At 72.4% G+C, this 18,470-nt stretch carries 15 protein-coding genes; 8 read left to right on the top strand and 7 right to left on the bottom strand.

Translation table 11 applies throughout. The features are described 5' to 3' along the window. The first annotated feature begins 64 nt into the window (after nucleotides 1-64). Entirely contained in the window at nucleotides 65-976 is a 912-nt protein-coding gene (locus tag ACZ5XZ_RS23345) for a PhzF family phenazine biosynthesis isomerase (RefSeq protein ID WP_468981045.1), read from the top strand. Nucleotides 977-1,082: 106 nt separating this feature from the next. Here the strand turns inward: ACZ5XZ_RS23345 and ACZ5XZ_RS23340 are convergent, their stop codons facing one another. The 5 genes from ACZ5XZ_RS23340 to ACZ5XZ_RS23320 all read right to left on the bottom strand — a co-directional run bounded on the left by ACZ5XZ_RS23340 (nucleotide 1,083) and on the right by ACZ5XZ_RS23320 (nucleotide 8,095). Then, nucleotides 1,083-1,964, bottom strand: a complete 882-nt coding sequence (locus tag ACZ5XZ_RS23340) for a carbohydrate ABC transporter permease (protein WP_468981043.1) — start codon at nucleotides 1,962-1,964, stop codon at nucleotides 1,083-1,085. Nucleotides 1,965-1,998: 34 nt separating this feature from the next. Continuing rightward, nucleotides 1,999-3,402 (bottom strand): ABC transporter permease, encoded by a 1,404-nt coding sequence (locus ACZ5XZ_RS23335; RefSeq protein ID WP_468981040.1) that lies wholly within the window; start codon nucleotides 3,400-3,402, stop codon nucleotides 1,999-2,001. A 17-nt stretch (nucleotides 3,403-3,419) separates the two neighbouring features. After that, nucleotides 3,420-4,754, bottom strand: coding sequence for an ABC transporter substrate-binding protein (locus ACZ5XZ_RS23330; protein ID WP_468981039.1), 1,335 nt, complete (start codon nucleotides 4,752-4,754; stop codon nucleotides 3,420-3,422). 70 nt (nucleotides 4,755-4,824) lie between these two features. Then, nucleotides 4,825-6,597 (bottom strand): glycoside hydrolase family 13 protein, encoded by a 1,773-nt coding sequence (locus ACZ5XZ_RS23325; RefSeq protein ID WP_468981036.1) that lies wholly within the window; start codon nucleotides 6,595-6,597, stop codon nucleotides 4,825-4,827. Nucleotides 6,598-6,823: 226 nt separating this feature from the next. After that, a complete protein-coding gene (locus ACZ5XZ_RS23320; protein ID WP_468981262.1) occupies nucleotides 6,824-8,095 on the bottom strand; it encodes an ABC transporter substrate-binding protein in 1,272 nt (423 codons plus the stop codon). A gap of 173 nt (nucleotides 8,096-8,268) precedes the next feature. Here ACZ5XZ_RS23320 and ACZ5XZ_RS23315 point away from each other — a divergent pair, with 173 nt between their 5' ends. The 3 genes from ACZ5XZ_RS23315 to ACZ5XZ_RS23305 are packed head-to-tail and all read left to right on the top strand — an operon-like array spanning nucleotide 8,269 to nucleotide 11,867. After that, nucleotides 8,269-8,775, top strand: coding sequence for a PadR family transcriptional regulator (locus ACZ5XZ_RS23315; RefSeq protein ID WP_468981034.1), 507 nt, complete (start codon nucleotides 8,269-8,271; stop codon nucleotides 8,773-8,775). Continuing rightward, on the top strand, nucleotides 8,772-9,533 hold the full coding sequence (locus tag ACZ5XZ_RS23310) for an ABC transporter ATP-binding protein (protein WP_468981032.1): 762 nt from the start codon (nucleotides 8,772-8,774) through the stop codon (nucleotides 9,531-9,533). Before ACZ5XZ_RS23315 ends, ACZ5XZ_RS23310 begins: the two co-directional genes overlap by 4 nt. A gap of 3 nt (nucleotides 9,534-9,536) precedes the next feature. After that, nucleotides 9,537-11,867 (top strand): ABC transporter permease, encoded by a 2,331-nt coding sequence (locus ACZ5XZ_RS23305; protein WP_468981029.1) that lies wholly within the window; start codon nucleotides 9,537-9,539, stop codon nucleotides 11,865-11,867. Between the two features lie 61 nt (nucleotides 11,868-11,928). Here ACZ5XZ_RS23305 and gntA read toward each other — a convergent pair whose 3' ends face one another. Together gntA and ACZ5XZ_RS23295 are read right to left on the bottom strand one after the other, a co-directional pair. Next, complete coding sequence (gntA, locus tag ACZ5XZ_RS23300; protein ID WP_468981027.1) at nucleotides 11,929-12,648, bottom strand: guanitoxin biosynthesis heme-dependent pre-guanitoxin N-hydroxylase GntA; 720 nt, start codon at nucleotides 12,646-12,648, stop codon at nucleotides 11,929-11,931. Nucleotides 12,649-12,848: 200 nt separating this feature from the next. Beyond that, the gene (locus tag ACZ5XZ_RS23295) at nucleotides 12,849-14,315 is read right to left on the bottom strand and encodes a DHA2 family efflux MFS transporter permease subunit (RefSeq protein WP_468981025.1); all 1,467 of its coding nucleotides are present in this window, start codon (nucleotides 14,313-14,315) and stop codon (nucleotides 12,849-12,851) included. Between the two features lie 236 nt (nucleotides 14,316-14,551). Between ACZ5XZ_RS23295 and ACZ5XZ_RS23290 the strand changes: the two genes are divergently transcribed. The 4 genes from ACZ5XZ_RS23290 to ACZ5XZ_RS23275 all read left to right on the top strand — a co-directional run bounded on the left by ACZ5XZ_RS23290 (nucleotide 14,552) and on the right by ACZ5XZ_RS23275 (nucleotide 18,375). Continuing rightward, on the top strand, nucleotides 14,552-15,820 hold the full coding sequence (locus ACZ5XZ_RS23290; protein WP_468981023.1) for a beta-ketoacyl-[acyl-carrier-protein] synthase family protein: 1,269 nt from the start codon (nucleotides 14,552-14,554) through the stop codon (nucleotides 15,818-15,820). Continuing rightward, nucleotides 15,817-17,103 carry a ketosynthase chain-length factor gene (locus ACZ5XZ_RS23285; protein WP_468981020.1) on the top strand — a complete coding sequence of 429 codons (1,287 nt, stop codon included), beginning with the start codon at nucleotides 15,817-15,819 and terminating at the stop codon, nucleotides 17,101-17,103. Before ACZ5XZ_RS23290 ends, ACZ5XZ_RS23285 begins: the two co-directional genes overlap by 4 nt. Before the next feature lie 70 nt (nucleotides 17,104-17,173). Further along, nucleotides 17,174-17,437 carry an acyl carrier protein gene (locus ACZ5XZ_RS23280; protein ID WP_468981018.1) on the top strand — a complete coding sequence of 88 codons (264 nt, stop codon included), beginning with the start codon at nucleotides 17,174-17,176 and terminating at the stop codon, nucleotides 17,435-17,437. A 17-nt stretch (nucleotides 17,438-17,454) separates the two neighbouring features. Continuing rightward, on the top strand, nucleotides 17,455-18,375 hold the full coding sequence (locus ACZ5XZ_RS23275; protein ID WP_468981016.1) for an MBL fold metallo-hydrolase: 921 nt from the start codon (nucleotides 17,455-17,457) through the stop codon (nucleotides 18,373-18,375). Nucleotides 18,376-18,470 lie beyond the last annotated feature (95 nt).

Below are 18,470 nucleotides of genomic sequence, written 5' to 3'. Positions count from 1 at the left end.
CGTCGATGGGCGCCAACGAAAACCATCGTTGGACGCGATGAGCGCACGGTGCCAGGGTGTGTGCATGACCAGCACACAGCAGTCCTCCACCGGCTCGGACGAGCTTCTGTCCGCCCTCGACGTCCTGCGCTACTCGGCCTTCACCGCGGACCCCGCGGGCGGGAATCCGGCCGGCGTGGTGCTCGACGCCGAAGAGCTCGACGACGCGCAGATGCTCGCCGTCGCCGCCCGGGTCGGATACTCGGAGACCGCGTTCGTCACGGCGTCCGACCCCGTCGCCCGCCGCTACCGGCTGCGGTACTTCAGCCCCCGCGCCGAGGTCCCCTTCTGCGGGCACGCCACGATCGCCACCGCGGTCGCCCTCGCCTCCCGGACGGGCACCGGCGAGCTGCTCTTCGACACACCCGCGGGCGAGATCCGGGTGGGGACCACCGCCGACGGCGACGGGCCGGTCCGCGCCACGCTCACCAGCGTTCCGGCGCACTCCCGCCCGGCCGAGGACACCGAGGTCGATCCGGTGCTGCGGGCCCTGCGCTGGAGCCGGGACGAGCTGGACCCGGCCCTCCCGCCGCACATCGCCTTCGCGGGCAACGAGCACCTCGTACTGGCGGTCGCGAGCCGGGCACGACTGGCCGCGCTCGACTACGACTTCGACGCCCTGCACGAGATCATGCGGCGGTACGGCTGGACCACCGTGCACCTCGTGCACCGCGAAGCCCCCGACCGCCTCGACTTCCACGCCCGCGACCCCTTCCCCGTCGGGGGTGTCGTGGAGGACCCGGCGACCGGCGCCGCCGCGGCGGCCTTCGGCGGCTATCTGCGCGCGCTGGGCCTGGTCACCGAGCCCCGGCGGGTCCACATCCGGCAGGGCGAGGACATGGGCCGCCCCAGCGACCTCCTCGTCGACCTGTACCCGGACGACGCCCGGATACGGGTGACGGGCCAGGCGGTTCCCCTGCCGGACCCCGGCCAGTAAGGGCACGGCATGGGGGGGGGGGGGGGGGGGGGGGGGGGGGGGGGGGCGCGCCCCCCCCCCCCCCCCCCCCCCCCTCGCCCATCCCCCCGTACGTCCCGGGGGCGGGCTACTTGACCGAACCCGCCATGATCCCCTGGACGAAGTGCCGTTGGAACACGAAGAACACGATCAGCGGAACGATCAGGGACAGGAACGCGCCGGGTGCCAGCACGCCGATGTTGCTGCCGAACTGCCGCATCTGCGACTGCAGGGCCACCGTCAGCGGCTGCGAGGAGTTGTCGGCGAAGAGCAGCGCGACCAGCATGTCGTTCCAGACCCACAGGAACTGGAAGATGGCCAGGCTGGCGATGGCGGGGCGGCCCAGCGGCAGCACCAGCTGGGAGAAGATCCGCCACTCCCCGCCGCCGTCCATGCGGGCGGCCTCCAGCATCTCCTTGGGGATCTCCGCGAAGTAGTTGCGCAACAGGAAGATGGCGAACGGCAGACCGTACGCGGTGTGGAAGAGGATCACGCCCGGGATGGAGCCGAACAGGCCGAGCGCGCCGAACAGCTTGGCCACCGGCAGCAGTCCGATCTGGACCGGCACCACGAGCATGGCGACTACCACCAGGAAGATCCAGTCCCGGCCGGGGAACTCCATCCAGGCGAAGGCGTATCCGGCCAGCGCGGCGAACGCCACCACGGCGAGGGTGGTGGGCACCGAGATCAACACGGTGTTCCAGAAGGCCTGGACGATGCCCGAGTCCTTCAGCAGCACCGCGTAGTTGTCGAACGACAGCTGGCCGGGCGCGGTCAGCGCGGTCCACCACCCGCTGCTCGCGTTCGCCCCCTCCGTGCGGAGGGAGGACAGGAAGAGGCCCGCGGCCGGAGTGAGCCAGACCAGCCCGACGACGGCCAGGAGGAGCTGGATCGCGCCGCGGCTGAGCCACTTCGCCGGCCGCGCGGCCGCCCGCTTGCGGGGCGCGGCGGTTCCCTGGACGGTGGTCATCGAAATCTCCTTGCGTGGAAACCCGGCGAGGACGTCAAGACTGGCTCCTGCGGAAGCGTCGGATGTTGAGGGCCATGGCCGGCACCACCAGGAGCAGCAGCAGGACGCCGAGGGCGCTGCCCAGGCCCTGGTTGTTGCCGCCGCCGAAGGAGACCAGCCACATCTGCAGGGCCAGGACGTTGGCGTCCTGCTGCACGGGGCCGGGGGCGATGATGTAGACGAGGTCGAAGACCTTCATCACATTGATCACCATCGTCACGAACACCACGCCCAGGACGGGGCCGAGCAGCGGCACGGTGATCCGGCGGAACACCTGCCACTCGTTCGCGCCGTCCATCCGCGCGGCCTCCAGGACGTCCCGGGGCATCGAGGAGAGCCCCGCGCCGATCAGCACGAGCGCGAAACCGGTCCAGATCCACATGTAGGCGCCGATGATGGCGGGGGTGATCAGGGCCGGGCCGAGCCAGGAGATGCCCTCGTAGGGCGGGGCGAAGTCCTTTGCGGGGAGCTGGACGGCGTAGGAACCCGGCGACAGGCCCTTCAGCCGGTAGGAGCCGTCCGGCCCGGTGGTGGCCGTGGCCGCCACCTTGCCGTGGGAGTCGACCGCCTCGACCGAGAGTCGCGGCAGTCCCCGCTCGCCGCGGTCCACGGTGCCGGGTGTGCCGCCACCGCCAGGGGTGAAGTCGAGGTAGACCACACCGCGCAGTTCGCGCTCGCCGGCCGGGGCGTCGGCCGCCGGCGCGGCGGGTCGTGCCTGCGGCGGCATGTCCTTGGGCGCGACGCCGACCAGGCCGAGGTTGACGGTGTGTCCGGGGGAGGTGCGGTCGGCCGTGCGGTAGGAGCCGTCACGGGCGTGGGTCAACTGCTTGTCCCCGATGCGCGTCTTGGCGGTGGGGAAGGAGGCGGACTCGCCCTGGACGCTGTCGTGGATGCCGACGGTGACCGCGTTGAGGACGCCGCGCTGCGGATCCTGCTCGTAGGCGAGGCGGAAGATGATGCCGGCGGCGAGGAAGGAGATCGCCATGGGCATGAACATCAGCAGCTTGAACGCGGTTTTCCAGCGGATCTTCTCGGTCAGGACGGCGAGGACCAGGCCGAGTCCGGTCAGCAGCGCGGGGGCGAACACCACCCAGATCGCGCTGTTGCGGATGGCCCGGAGGGTGGCCGGGTCCTGGAACATCTCGGTGTAGTTGCCGGCGCCGACGAACGTGTCGCCCGAGGCGTCGTACAGGCTGCGGACCACCGAGAAGACGATGGGGTAGGCGACGAGCGCGCCCAGCAGCAACAGCGCGGGAAACAGGAACACCGCGGCGATCCGGCGGCGGCGCCGGACGGCGCGCCGGGCGGGGGCACTGGGCCGGCGGGGGGTGCCGCGCGGCGGGAGGGGCGGGGTGCCGCGCGTCGTCGCGCGCGGCACCTCCGGAGTGGTGACAGGCATGGAGGGGGCCCTGGTCCTTACTTTCCGTACGCCTTGGCCGCGGCGGCCTCGAGCTTGCCGGCCGTCGCCTCGGGGTCGGCGGGGTCGCGCAGGAAGTCCTGCAGCAGCTTCCACTCGCCGGCTCCCTGGGTGCCGCCGAAGGCCGCGGGTGCCTGGTCGGACATGTCGAACCGCACCGAGTTCCCGGCGCCGGTCAGCGACTTGGCCGCATTGCGGGTGACCTCGTCGTGGTAGGCGCCCGCGGGCACCTTCTTGTTGGGGGAGATGTAGCCGCCGGCCTTGGCCCACACGCTCGCCGCTTCGGGGGAGGCCAGGTACTTCACCAGCTCCATCCCGGCCTTCTTGTTCTTCCCGGTCTTGAGCACCACCGCGGCGTCACCGCCGCTGACCACCGGCGCCTTGCCGCCGTCGACGGAGGGGAAGGGGAAGAACTTGGCGTCCTTGCCGACCTGCTTGTGGAGCTCGTCGGTGACCAGGGCGCTGACGAAGTCTCCCTCGTAGACCATGGCCGCCTGCGGTTCCGGGCCGAAGACCTGCTGGACGGACTCGGGGAAGTCGGTGCGCAGCGCGCCCGATCCGCCGCCGGCCACCAGGTTCTTGTCCCCGAACAGCTTGCCCAGAGTGGTCAGCGCCTTGACCACGGTGGGGTGCGTCCAGGGGATCTTGTGGGCGGCGAGCTTGTCGTAGTTCTCCTGCCCGGCCTGGGAGAGGTAGATGTTCTCGAACCAGTCGGTGAGCGGCCAGCCGGCCTCGCCCGCCACGGAGAAGGCCGGGACACCCGAGTCGGAGAGGGTGCGGCCCGACGCCAGCAACTCCTTGTAGGTCTTGGCGGGCTCGACCCCGGCCTGCTGGAAGGCCTCCGGGCTGTACCAGACGGTCGACTTGTGGGAGGCCTTGAAGTACAGGCCGTAGTAGGTCTTGTCGACCGTGCCGTAGTCCTTCCACACCTTCGCGAAGTTGCTCTTGGCGGCGGCGGCGATCTCCGGGGAGAGCGGAGCCAGCCAGCCCTTCCTGGCGAACTGCTGGAGCACACCGACCTGGGGGACCATCACCACGTCGGGCGCGTTGCCGCCCTCGATCTGGCTGCCGACGACGGTGGAGACGTTGTCGCCGGTGGAGGAGAAGACGACCTTGGCGCCGGTCTTCTCGGAGAACGCGTCCAGGACCTTCTTGAAGTTCTGCTGTTCCACGCCGGTCCAGACCCCGGCGACGGTCACCGTCTGGCCGTCGAGTTCCTGCTTGCCGCCTCCGGCGGAGACGTCGCCGCCGCATGCGGTGGCGGTCAGCGCCAGGCCGAGCACGGCCGCGCCGGAAAGGGCGACTCGGGTGTGTCGTACTGCGGAGCGTCTCATCGTGGGATTCCCTTCGAGAGGACTTGCGAGGAGGGGCGGGGGCCAGCGGGGCGGGGCTTGGAGGGTGGCGTTATCGGGGGTCGGGGGTGTGCATCCACCAGGCGGCGGTGGAGCCGGGCAGCGTGCCCGCCGGGCAGTCGCCGCTGGCCAGCAGGGGGACACCCGGTACGGGCGCCGGCACCGGTTCGGTGCCGAAGTTGACCGCGCAGACCAGGCCGTCGCCGCGGACGAACGCCAGGACCAGCGGCGACGACGGCAGCCAGCGCAGGGTGCCCTCGCCGAGCTGCGGCAGGCTGCGGCGCAGCTGGAGCGCTTCGCGGTACAGGTGCCAGAACGACCGGGTGTCGGACAGCGCCCGGTCCGTGGTGTGTTCGGCGAACCAGGCGGGCTGCGGCAGCCAGGGCGCCGGCGCGTCGGCGCTGGCGGTGAAGCCGAACGGGGAGGCGTGCCCGGACCAGGGCAGCGGCACCCGGCAGCCGTCGCGGATGTGCTGCCGGCTGCCCGTACGGTGGAAGATCGGGTCGGTGAGGACCTCGTCCGGCAGGTCGAGGACCTCCGGCAGACCGAGCTCCTCGCCCTGGTAGATGTACGCCGCGCCGGGCAGCGCCAGCATCAGCAGGGCGGCGGCACGGGCCCGCGCCGGCCCCCACCCGTCCGCGGACTGTGTCCCGGCTGTGGCAGCGGTCCCGCCGCCGGGCTCGGCCGCGTAGCGGGTGACGGTGCGGACCTGGTCGTGGTTGTTGAGCACCCAGGTGACGGTGGACCCGGTGGCGGCGATGTCGGTCAGCGCCTCGGAGATCACCGTGCGGAAGGTGTCGATGTCCCAGCGCGCGGTCAGCAGATGGAAGAAGAACGCCTGGTGCAGCTCGTCCGGCCGGACGTAGGCGGCCTGCTCGCTCGGTGTCCGTACGGAGACCTCGCCGACCAGCAGCCGGTCGCGGCCGTCGCGGGCGGTGTACTCCTCGCACAGCGCGCGCCACTCGCGCCACACCTGGTGCACCTCGGGCTGGTTCCAGGCCAGCGGGTTGACCGAGTCGCGGGTCCGCTCGTCGGCCGACGGGTCGGGGGAGTCGGGCAGCTCGGGGTGCTTGAACAGGCCCGCGGCCACGTCGATCCGGAATCCGTCCACGCCGCGGTCCAGCCAGAAGCGCAGCACCTTCTCGAAGTCGGCGCCCACGGCGGGATTGCGCCAGTTCAGGTCGGGCTGCTCGGGCGTGAACATGTGCAGGTACCACTGGCCGGCGGTCCCGTCCGCCTCGGTGACGCGGGACCAGGCGGGGCCGCCGAACATCGCCCGCCAGTTGTTGGGGGGCAGCTCCCCGTTCTCGCCGTGCCCGTCGGCGAAGTGGAAGAGCTCGCGGGCGGGGCCGTCCGGCCGGTCCTCCAGGGCGGCGCGGAACCACGGGTGCTCGCTGGAGCAGTGGTTGGGGACGATGTCCAGGAGCACCTTCAGGCCGAGCCGGTGGGCGTCGGCCACCAGGAGGTCGAAGGCGGCGAGGTCGCCGTAGACGGGGTCCACCTGGCGGTAGTCGGCGACGTCGTAGCCGTGGTCGTGCTGCGGGGAGGGGTAGAAGGGGCTGAGCCAGATGCCGTCCACCCCCAGCTTCTTGAGGTACGGCAGCCCCGTGCGGACGCCGTCGAGATCGCCGATGCCGTCGCCGGTGCTGTCGAGGAAGCTGCGGACGTAGACCTGGTAGATCACCGCGTCGCGCCACCAGCGCTGAGCCGTGTTCCGGGAGGCGTCCTCGGCGGCCGGAGAGAGCGCGGGCGCTCCCGGGCCGGGGAGGGGGAGAGAGGGCGCGGAGTCGGCCGGCCGGCCGTTGTCCGCCGTGGCTGTGAGCATCTGCCGTGATCCCGTTCTTGCAGGGGCGTGCTGTGCGACCTGCTGGTCGCCGTTATGCATGCATGTTAAGTAGGGATGTCATTTGGGTGTCAACGGAACGGACGAATATGCCCGTAAAGTGTCCTAGTTTGCGGTGACTTATGCAGCGCCAAGGCGCACGGCAGCGCGATGCTGTACCTAACAAGTAACTAGAGATGGGTCGCCCTCGCGACCAAAGGAGAGGGGGTCAGCCGCGGCTGACGATCGCCCTCAGCTCGGACTCCAGACGCGCGACGGTGGCGTCCGTGCTCCGTCGGTGGACCAGCGCGTCGTGCATCACCGCTTGCACCGCGAGACTCACCTGGTCGTACTGCGGGCTCTTCAGACGCGGCCTGGCCGCGAGGATGCTCCGCTTGAGCGTGGGCAGGTACGGAAACCGCCGTACCAGCTGGGGATCGGTGTACAGCCCGGCCCAGACCGGCGGCAGCGCACCCTCGGTGAGCACCCGGCGCTGCACCGCCTCGGACGTCAGATACGAGATCAGCTCGGTGGCCGTCTTCTGGTGCCGCGACTGCGTGTTGACGGCCAGATTGGAACCGCCCAGCGCACTGGACCCCGGCCCGTCGGGACCCGGCAGCGGCACCGCGCCGAACTTCCCCGCCACCTTCGAGGACGGGCCGCCCGCGAGCGCGTACGCGTACGGCCAGTTCCGCAGGAACAGCAGCCGGCCGTCCTGGAACGCCTCGCGGGACTCCTCCTCCTTGTACGACAGCGCACGCCGGGGGATCCACCCCTCGCGCACCCCGTCGAGCAGGAAGGACAGACCCCGGCGGGCCGCGGGGGAGTCCACCGTCACCCGCTCGCCCTCCCCGGCGAGCACCGTGCCGCCCGCCGACTGCACGGCCTCGACGACATTGGCCGTCAGCCCTTCGTACGGCAGGAACTGTCCCGCGTAGCCGTCCAGTCCGTGCTTGGGCGCGACCGTCTTCGCCAGGTGGGACAACTCCGCCCAGGTGCGCGGCGGGTGTGCGCCCGCCTTCTCCAGGACGTCCTTGCGGTAGTAGAGCAACGCCGCGTTGGTCACGTACGGGACCGCGTAGAGCCGGCCCCGGAAGGTGGCGGTGTCCACCACCGGCGGCAGGAAGCGATCAAGCGGGAACTGTCCGCCGTCCACCGGCTTGATCCAGCCCGCGGCCGCGAACTCCGACGTCCACGCCACGTCGATGTTCAGCACATCGAAGCGGGCGCTGCGCGAGCGCAGCTCGGTGACCATCTGCGCCCGGACCTCGTCGGCCGCGTCCGGCAGCTCGACCAGCGTCACCTTCTCGCGCGGATGCCGCTCGTTCCAGCCGTCGAGGACGCCCCGCAGATAGCCCGTGAGGTCGCCGCCCGTCACCAGCGTGACCGGGCCCCGGCCGTCCGAGCCGCCGGCCGGCTCCCCGGTCTGCGCACCCGCACTGCCCGCGAACAGCAGTGAACAGATCAGCAGAGCCCTCCCCGCGGCACGCTTCCACCGCATGGGCTCCTCCTTGAACCAGGCGTCGACGGGACACAGGACCGACAGCCCGCCCCATGTATACCTGTTAGCCATGCGGGATACTAGATGTCGCAGGAAGATACGACGGCGATCCGGCTCACAGTCGGACGGGCCCAGATAACCGGCATGTACGGCGGTGAGGAGAGGGAGAGAGCGTGCGGCTGCCACTCCTGGCACTGCTGGTCAGCGGACCCGCACACGGCTATGAACTCAAACAGGCCCTTGAGAACCTCCTCGGCGCCGCCTACCCTCAGCCAAATGTCGGCCAGATCTACGTCACGTTGGGCAGGCTGGAGAAGGCGCGCCTGATCGAGGGCGAGGACGTCGAGCAGTCGGACCGTCCGAACAAGCGCATCTACCGGATCACCGAGGCGGGACGGGAGACGGTGGACGCGTGGTTCGAGGAGACCACCGCGGAACCACGGGTACGGGACGAGTTCTTCATGAAGCTCGCCCTCGCCCGGCACACCGGGACCGCAAACCAGATCGCCCTGATCAACAAGCAGCGCCGCCAGTACCTCAACACCATGCGCGACCTGTCGAAACTCGCGGCGGTCGAGGACCGGGGCAACCGCGTCGCCCAACTGCTGATCGAGGGCGCGATGCTGCACCTGCAGGCAGACCTCGACTGGCTGGAGCGCTGTCAAGAGGAGTTGGAATGAACCGGGACGAGCCATCCGGCCCGATAGTGCGGGCAGCCGGCCTGGTCAAGACCCACCGGCCGGAAGGCGCCGCCCCCGTCCACGCGGTGCGCGGCGTCGACCTCCGTATCGAACGGGGCGAATTCGTCGCCGTCACCGGCCCCTCGGGAGCCGGCAAGTCCACCCTGCTGCACCTCCTCGGCGGCCTCGACCGCCCCGACAGCGGCTCCCTCTGGCTCGGCGGCCGCCAGGTCGACGCCTACAGCGAGGCACGCTGGGCGGTGCTGCGCCGCAAGCACATCGGCATCGTCTTCCAGTTCTTCAACCTCGTCTCCAACCTCACCGTCACCGACAACGTCGAACTCCCCGCGCTGCTGGCCGGCAGGTCCCCCCGGCAGGCCCGCACGGCCCGTGCCGAGCTGCTGGACGAGCTGGGCCTGACCGGTAAGGAGAACTGCACACCCAGTGAGCTCTCCGGCGGCGAGCAGCAGCGCGTCGCCCTGGCCCGCGCCCTGGTCAACACGCCCAGCCTGCTGCTCGCCGACGAACCCGCCGGCAGCCTCGACAGCAAGGGCACCCGGGAGGTGCTGCGGCTGCTCGCCCGCTTCCACCAGCGCGGCCAGACCATCCTGCTGGTCACCCATGACGCCAGGATCGCCAGCGCCGCGGACCGGGTGATCAGCTTCCACGACGGCCAGGTCGTCGACGACGCGCACCTCGGCGAGCCCCACGACCGCCCCGCCGCCGGCGTGGCCGACGTACTGAAGCTCAAGGGCTGACCTGTGCGAGCAGCGGCACGCTGGACCCAGGCGCACCTCAGAGCACACCGCCCGGCGGCCGTGCTGATCGTGCTGGCCACCGCCGGGATCACCATCTCCCTCCTGCTGGCCACCGCCCTCTTCGCCTACGCCACCGACCCCTGGCAGCGCGTCTTCACCCAGTCCGCCGGCGCCCACGTCTGGATCCACACCCAGGCCGGCGCCCCCGCCGGATCGCTCGCGACGCTGGACGAGGTGCGCGCCACCTCCGGCCCCTTCCCCACCGTCCGCACCACCGCCGGCCTCCAGCCCGGCGGCACCAAGGCGACCCTGGAGCTGCGCGGCACGGCCGAGCGCCCCGCCACCGCGGCCCCGCAGACCGTCGCCGGCCGCTGGCTCGACGAGGGCGCCGACGCCGGAGCCAACCAGGGCATCGTGCTCGACAGCTCGGTGGCCCGCGCGATGTGGGCGGAACCGGGCGACTCCCTCGTCCTGAGCGGCTTCAAGGCACCCCTGCGGGTGGTCGGCATCGCCGACACCGCCGAAGCCCCCTTCCACGCGGGCGAGACCCCGGGCGTGGCCTGGGTGCTGCCCAAGACCCTCACCGCCTCCGACGCGGCCCGCGACCAGCGCGGCCGCACCATCGGCCTCCAGCTCACCCACCCCGAGGACACCGACTACGTCGTCCAGCGGGCGGTCACCCAGCTCGGCGCCGATCAGATCACCGACGTCTCCACCTGGCGCCAGGCCAAGGCCGAAGCCGCCGGGGACAACAACCTCCTGGCCCGGCTCCTCGGCCTCTTCGGCCTCGGCGCCCTGCTCGCCGCCGCCCTCGCCGTGGGCGGCGCGATCACCAACCGCGTGCACGGACATCTGCGGGACATCTCCGTCCTCAAGGCCATCGGCTTCACCCCCGGCCAGGTCGTCCGCATGTTCCTCGCGCTCCACCTCGGTCTCGCACTGCTGGGCACCGCCCTCGGAGCGCTGCTCGCCCAGGCGCTCGGCTCCCTCGTCCCCGGCCGGATCGGGGAGGCGATGACCCTGTGGGAGCAGCTCCCCGAGCACGCCTGGCTGCCGCCGGCGATCGTCGGCGGGGTGATGGCCTTCATCGGCTCGGCGACCTGCCTGGCCGCCTGGCGGGCCGGACGGGTACCGCCGGTGCCCGTCGCCCGCGCCGCCGCGCCCACCGCCGGCCGGCCCTCCGCCACGACCCGGCGAGCGCTCGGCCTCGGCATCCCGCCCGCCCTGGTCCTCGGCTGGCGCGGCGCCTTCCACCGCCCGCTGCGCTCGACGGCCGCCGTGGCGCGCCTGGCCGTACCCCTGCTGCTGATCACCATCGCCCTGGGCACCTGGACCACACTGGACCGCTTCACCACCCACCCGGAGAGCGTCGGCCTGCCCGCGGCCCTCACCGCCCGCTCCGACACCCTCGACGACCGCCAGGTGCAGCGGCTGCTCGCCACCGAGCCGAAGGTCACCGCCTACCCCGGCAGCGAGGTCCAGGCCCTCGTCCCCGGCCAGACCGGGACGATCACGCTGCGCGGGCTGGGCACCGACGCCCACCCCTACCCCTACGCCATCGCGGAGGGGCGCGCCCCGCACGGACCCGACGAGGCGGTCGCCGGACAGGGCCTGCTGGACCTCCTGGACGCACACGTCGGCGACTGGGTCCGGATGACCGTCGCCGGCCGCCCGCACGTCCTCCACCTGGTCGGCCGCGGCATCGAGACCGCCGACGGCGGCCGCACCGTCTCCACCAGCCTCGACACCCTGCGCGACGAGCCTCCGGCCTCCGCCGGAGCCGCCTCGCCCCGCCCGGACTTCTACCACCTCGTCCTGCCGCGCGACGCCGACCCCGGCGCCGTACGCCACGCCCTGACCGAGGCCTCCGCCGGCCGTCTCGAAGTGCGCCAGACGCCCAACCCCGCCGACCAGCTCACCTCGGTCCGTGCCGTGACCGCCGGTCTGATCGCCGTGGTGACCCTGATCGGGCTCGTGGAACTGGCGACGACGGTCGGCGCCGCCGTACGCGACCGCAGCCGCGACCTCCTCGCCCTCCGGGCCGTCGGCCTGACTCCACGCCAGATCATCGCGGTCATCGTCTCGGCCGCCGGCTTCGTCGCACTGGCCGCCGCACTGGCCGGCACGGCGCTCGGCGTCCTCGCCGCGCAATGGCTGATCAACCTCCAGGGCCACACCAGCGGCTGGGGAACGGGCATCGCCCAGCGCCCCGCCCTGAGCCTTCTGCTGCTGGTCGTCGCCCTGGCCGTGGTGGTCGCGGGTGCGGCCGCGACCCTGCCGGCCGCCCGTGCGGCACGACGACGGCCGGCGGACTCGGCCTCGGACGTGCTGTAGTCCGGGTGTCCGGGTGTCCGGGTGTCCGGGTGAGCGGGGGTCCGGCGTGGTGCGGGGCGCCTCACCGCCTGTGCTGCATCAGCCCCTCGGTGTAGTCCTCGTCGGCCGGTTCATGCCGTGCGACATAAGGGCACTTCCAGTCCGCCTCGGTGAACCGCCCCGAGAAGTGCCGAGCGGGCTGCGCGTACTCGTACACCGTGAAGCTCGGATTGACCGAGCCGTTGTGGCGCTCCTCGCGTCGACGGATCGCGTCTTGCATCGAGTAGAACTTCTCGCCGAGCAGCATGAACTGCGCCAGGGAGTTGAAGGCGATCGCCGGCGCCGAGAAGCGGCGGCTCGCCCGCGACGAACCGGGGTGCATCCCCACGACGAAGAACGCATGCCCGCCCGTGTGAAAGCCGAAATTGGCCCGGTCGGGATCCGACGACGCGCCCGCGTCCAGGCCGTACGTCCGGCTGTCGATGTCGTGCATGAGCTGGAGGTGCTGCCATATCAGCCCCTCGTAGGCGAGTTCGTCCACCGGGCCGGGCTCGTCGAACGTCGCGACGAAGGTGCGGAAACTCTGGTCGGACAGCTGGGGCCGCATCTCCTCGACGTACGCCACGAGGTCGCGGTGGTTGTCCCGAGCCGACGCCGGCTCGCCCATTCTTCGGTAGTGCCGATGCGTGAGGGTGCCGCGTTTCAGCGCGGCGCGCGCTCCCAGACAGCTGAACTCCGGGGTCTGCAGGAAGCGTTCCAGTGCGGTGCGGACGGCGGCGTGACGTGCGGTGGTTTCAGTCATCGTGGGACCTTGGCTGCAGGGGAACGGGCGGCGTGCGGGCGGTTGTCGCCCGCGGGGCAGCCGTTCTCCGGCGTGGCGATGGCGATCAACGACTGCCGGAACCGACAGTGCGGGTGATCAGTCCGCGCGACAAGACATAAAACAGACAAAGCCGGATTGTGGCCGCCTGGTCACGTCTTGCCCCGCCCTGCGCCGGGCCCCTACCTCTTTGCTCCCTCCGCCCGTTCCGTCCGCGGTCCCGACGCGATGAGGATCGCCGCGGCGGCGGCGACGGCCAGGGCGGACGCCGCGATCAGGCACCAGAAGGCCGAGTGGTAGCTGCCGGGAGCGGTCTGGCCTCCGGTGCTGTGGGTGACGACGGCGACCAGGAGGGACGCGCCGACCGCGCCGCCGAGGCGGAGGAAGATGTTGACCAGGGTGACCGCGTCGGGCAGGTGGGGCGGGTCGACGGTGACATAGGCGGCCGTCGACGACGGCACGACCGACAGGGCGTTGCCGACACCGAGGAAGAACAGACAGCCCTCCAGGACGAGGAGGGAGGCGTCCGGCGGCAGCAGCGCCGCCGGGAGGAACGTCGCGGTCGTCAGGACCGCACCGGCGAGGGACACCGGGCCGCCGCCGAAGCGGTCGGTCAGCCTCCCGGACAGCGGCAGCACCGCGGCACCGGCCGCGAAACCGGCCATGGCCAGGCCGGTGCCGATCACGTCGTAGCCGCGCACCATCTGGAAGTACAGGGCCCATACGACCAGGGCACCGAACTGGATCACACCGGCCAGGAAGCTCGACGCGGCCGCGGCGGCGAACACGCGGTGGGTGAACAGGCCGATGCGCAGCAGCGGTGCCTCGGTGCGCCGGGCGAGCAGTACGAAGGCCGCCAGGGCGCAGCAGCCGAGCAGCAGGGGGGCATAGGTCGTGGCGAGGCCGGGCCCGCCGGATCGGCCGGGCAGACTGACCGCGTAGGTCAGGGCGGGCAGGCCGACGCCGACCAGGACGAACCCGCGGACGTCGAAGCGGGTCCCGGCAGCCCGTTCGCCGGGCGGGATGATGCGGCGGCCGAGCCACAGCCCCAGGAGGCCGAGCGGCACGTTCACCCAGAACAGCCACTGCCAGGAGGCATGGGCGATCAGCAGACCGCCGATCGTCGGCCCGGCCGCCGGCCCCAGCACCAGCGCCATCCCCGCGGTGCTCATCACCCGGCCCATGAGCGCGCGCCCCGCGACCTGCGCGATGACCGTCTGCCCGGCCGGCAGCAGCAGACCGCCGGCCAGCCCCTGCAGTACCCGGAAGGCGATCAGCAGCCGGATGTCGGTGGCCAGGGCGCACAGCGCCGAGGCGGTGGTGAAGCCGCCGAGCGCCCACAGCCACAGGCGGCCCGCGCCGAGCCGCTGGCTGCCCCAGCCGCACAGCGGCAGCCCGATGACCAGGGCCAGCAGATAGCCGCTGACGATCCACTGCGCCGACGGCAGCGGCGCGTCCAGGGAGTCCGCGACGGTGGCGAGGCCGACGTTGACCAGGGCGCCGTCGAGCTGCGTCAGAAAGGCGCCGACGATCACCACCGCGGTCACCCGCCACACCTCGCGGGGCACGGCCGGGGCGGGCTTCGGGCCGGTCGGCGCCGCGACCCGGGGGCCGCTCGCGGAATCCGGGTCACCTTGGGTCGACGCCATCTGTGCTGCCCTCTCCCTGCTGTCGTGGCGGCTGGGAGACCAGTTGATCGAACGCCGGTCGTGGTCCGCTGGTAAGTCGCTCGAAGTCGGCTGGAAGCGCGCGGTCAAGGGCGGTGATCGGCCGCCAAGCGGCGCTCAAGCTCCGCTGAGCAGGCTGTGCCGCATCAACACCGCCAGGGGGAAGAGGGGTTCGCGATGGTCTGCGGTCAACAACCACCGGTGATCGGCGGTCCGGCATGAGCCGCCGTGTCGTCATGACGGGCATCGGAGTGCGCACCTCCGGCGGCCGCGGCACCGCGCCGTTCTGGGAGCTGCTGACCTCCGGACGTACCGCCACTCGCCGGATCTCCTTCTTCGACCCGTCCCCGTACCGCTCGCAGGTGGCCGCCGAAGCGGACTTCGACGCCGCCGCCGAGGGCCTGACCCCCGCCGAGACCGAACGGATGGACCGCGCCTCGCAGTTCGCGGTGGTCTGCGCACGGGAGGCGGTGGCGCACAGCGGCCTGGACTTCGCGGCGCTGGACCCCACCCGCACCGGCGTCAGCCTCGGCAGCGCGGTGGCCGCCGCCACCAGCCTGGAGCAGCAGTACCTCGCGGTGTCCGGGGCCGGCCGCGACTGGCTGGTGGACCACACCCGGATGTCGCCGCACATGGCCGACTACCTCGTGCCGAGTGTGATGCCCGCCGAGGTGGCCTGGACGGTGGCCGCGCAGGGCCCCGTGGCGCTGGTCTCCAACGGCTGTACCTCGGGCCTGGACTCGGTGGGCCACGCCTGCCGCCTGATCCGCGAGGGCAGCGTCGATGTCATGCTCGCCGGCGCCGCGGACACCCCGATCACCCCGATCGTGGTCGCCTGCTTCGACGCGATCAAGGCCACCAGCCCCCGCAACGACGACCCCGAGCACGCCTCACGGCCGTTCGACCGGACCCGCAACGGCTTCGTCCTCGCCGAGGGCGCCGCGATGTTCGTCCTGGAGGAGTACGGCCACGCCCGCCGCCGCGGCGCACACATCTACGCGGAGATCTCCGGCTTCGCCAACCGGTGCAACGCCTACCACATGACCGGGCTGAAGTCCGACGGGCGGGAGATGGCCGAGGCGATCCGGGTGGCCCTCGCGGAGGCCAGAGTGAACCCGTCGGACGTCGACTACATCAACGCGCACGGCTCCGGCACCAGGCAGAACGACCGGCACGAGACCGCCGCGTACAAGCGCAGTCTCGGCGAGCACGCCTACCGGACACCGGTCAGCTCCATCAAGTCGATGGTCGGGCACTCTCTGGGCGCGATCGGCTCCATCGAGATCGCCGCGTGCGCGCTGGCCATCGAGCACGGCGTGGTGCCGCCGACGGCGAACCTGCACACGCCCGATCCCGAGTGCGACCTCGACTACGTACCGCGCACCGCCCGCGAGTGTCGGGTGGACACTGTGCTGACGGTGGGCAGCGGGTTCGGCGGCTTCCAGAGCGCGATGGTGCTGCGCCGCCCGGAAGGAGCGCGGGCATGACGGAACCGCAGGTGCCCGCCGGGCCACGGCCGGTGGACGGCGTCCGGACCGTCGTTACCGGAATCGGTCTGCTGACGCCCAACGGGTCGGGCCTGGAGGAGTTCTGGGAGGCCACGCTGGAGGGCCGCAGCGGGATCGGCCCGCTCACGCGGTTCGACGCCTCGCGCTATCCGGCCCACCTCGCCGGCGAGGTCACCGGCTTCGACCCGGCGCGGCACCTGCCGGGCCGGCTGCTGCCGCAGACGGACCGCTCCACCCAACTGGCCCTGGTCGCCGCGGACCGGGCGCTGCAGGACGCCAAGGTGGAGCCGGGCGCGTACGCCGACTACGAGATGGGCGTGGTGACCGCCAACGCGTGCGGCGGGTTCGCCTTCACCCACCGCGAGTTCCGCAAGCTGTGGTCGCAAGGGCCGGACGCGGTCAGCGTGTACGAGTCCTTCGCCTGGTTCTACGCGGTCAACACCGGCCAGATCTCCATCCGCAACGCGCTGCGCGGGCCGAGCAGCGCGCTGGTGACCGAGCAGGCCGGCGGGCTGGACGCGATCGGCCAGGCGCGCCGGACGATCGTGGACGGCACCCCGCTGGTCGTCACCGGGGGAGTGGACTCCGCGCTGGACCCCTGGGGCTGGGCGTCCCAGATCGCCGGCGGCCGGGTGAGCCCGGCGACCGACCCGGCCGCCGCCTATCTGCCGTTCGACGCCGGGGCGTTGGGCCATGTGCCCGGCGAGGGCGGCGCACTGCTGGTGCTGGAGGACGCCGACGCGGCGCGGCGGCGCGGCGCGCAGCAGGTCTACGGGGAGATCGCCGGCTACGCGGCGACCTTCGACCCTCCGCCCGCCCTCGACGGGGCAGCCACCCCGCCCGGCTCCGCGGCGCCCTCCGGGCTCGGCCGCGCCGCCCGACTGGCCCTCGCGCAGGCGGGGGTGGCGCCCCGGGAGGTGGATGTGGTGTTCGCCGACGGCGCCGGGGTCGCCGAACTCGACCGCGCGGAGGCCGACGCCCTGGCGGACCTCTTCGGCCCGCACGGTGTGCCGGTCACCGTGCCCAAGGCCCTGACCGGACGGCTGCTCTCGGGGGCCGGACCGGTCGACGTGGCCGCCGCGCTGATGTCCCTACGGGACGGCGTCATCCCGCCCACGCCCTCCGGCACGGTGCCGGAGGAGTACCGGATCGACCTCGTGCGGGGGCGGGCGCGGGCCGCGCGGGTCGGTTGCGCGCTGGTCCTGGCCCGCGGCCGATGGGGCTTCAACGCCGCCGTCGTCGTCCGCGACGCACCCCGCTGACCCCCGCACGGCCCCGGGCCACCCGCCCGCCGCCCTCTCGCCCACACCGCCACACACCAAGGAGCTGACCATGGCAACGACTCCCATGACCCTCGACGATCTGCGCCGGATGCTGACCGAGGCGGCCGGCGAGCCCGAACACGGCGCCCTCGCGGGCGACATCGAGGACACCGAGTTCGAGGCGCTCGGCTATGACTCGCTGGCCCTGCTGGAGACCGCGGCGTTGATCACCCAGGAGTTCGGGGTGCGCATCGCCGACGAGGACCTCTTCGAGCTGCGCACCCCGCGCGCGGTGCTGGACCTGGTCAACGGCGCCGCCGCACAGGCACGTTGAGGACGGGGGAGAGCCGGATGGAGACCCCCACCGAGTCCGCGGGCCTGACCGAGGTCGCCGACGACGTCTATGCGTACGTCCAGCCGCCCGGTGGCTGGTGCGTCAGCAACGCGGGAGTGGTCGCCGGGCGGGACGGCGCGCTGGTCGTGGACACCCTCGCCACCCAGCGGCGGGCCGAGCGGCTGCGGGCGTCGGTGGACGCGCTGGGCATCGGCCCGCGGCGGACGGTGGTGAACACCCACCACCACGGTGACCACACCTTCAACAACCATGTCTTCGGTGCCGCGGCCGAGGTGATCGCCCACGAGCGGGCGGTCGCCGAACTCGACGCGACCGGCCTGGCCCTGACCGCCCTGTGGCCCGACGTGGAGTGGGGCGACGTCCGCGTCGCCCGGCCCACCCTCACCTTCGCCGACCGCATCGCGCTGAGGGTCGGCGAAACGCACATGGAGGTCTTCCACGTCGGCCCGGCGCACACCACCAACGACATCGTGGTGTGGCTGCCCGGGCCGAGGGTGCTGTTCGCCGGCGACGTGGTGCTGTCGGGCTGTACGCCGTTCGCGCTGATGGGCTCGGTGTCCGGCTCCCTCACGGCGATCGAGCGGTTGCAAGGCCTCGGCGCCCGGACCGTCGTATGCGGTCACGGCCCCGTGGCGGGCCCGGAGGTGTTCGAGGAGAACGCCGCCTATCTGCGGCGCGTCCAGCACCTCGCCGCGGCCGGCGCCGCGGAGGGCTGGAGTCCGCTGCGGGCGGCCCGGGAGGCGGGGACCGGAGAGTTCGGGCACTGGCTGGACCCGGAGCGGCTGGTGGGCAATCTGCACCGGGCGTACGCCGAACTGACGCCGGGCGCCACACCGGGGGCGGCGCTGGACGTGCTCTCGGTCTTCGGCGAGATGGTCGCGTACAACGACGGGAAACTGCCCGGCTGCGCGGCGTGAGACGGACGGCGCACGGGGGGGGGAGGGGGGGGGGGGGGGGGGGGGGCGGGCCTGCCAGCCGCGTGGGAGTGTCTCCCCCCCCCCCCTTCGCTGTT

The organism is Streptomyces sp. NPDC033270, assembly GCF_055576575.1.
This window is presented reverse-complemented; position numbering and strand designations above follow the sequence as displayed.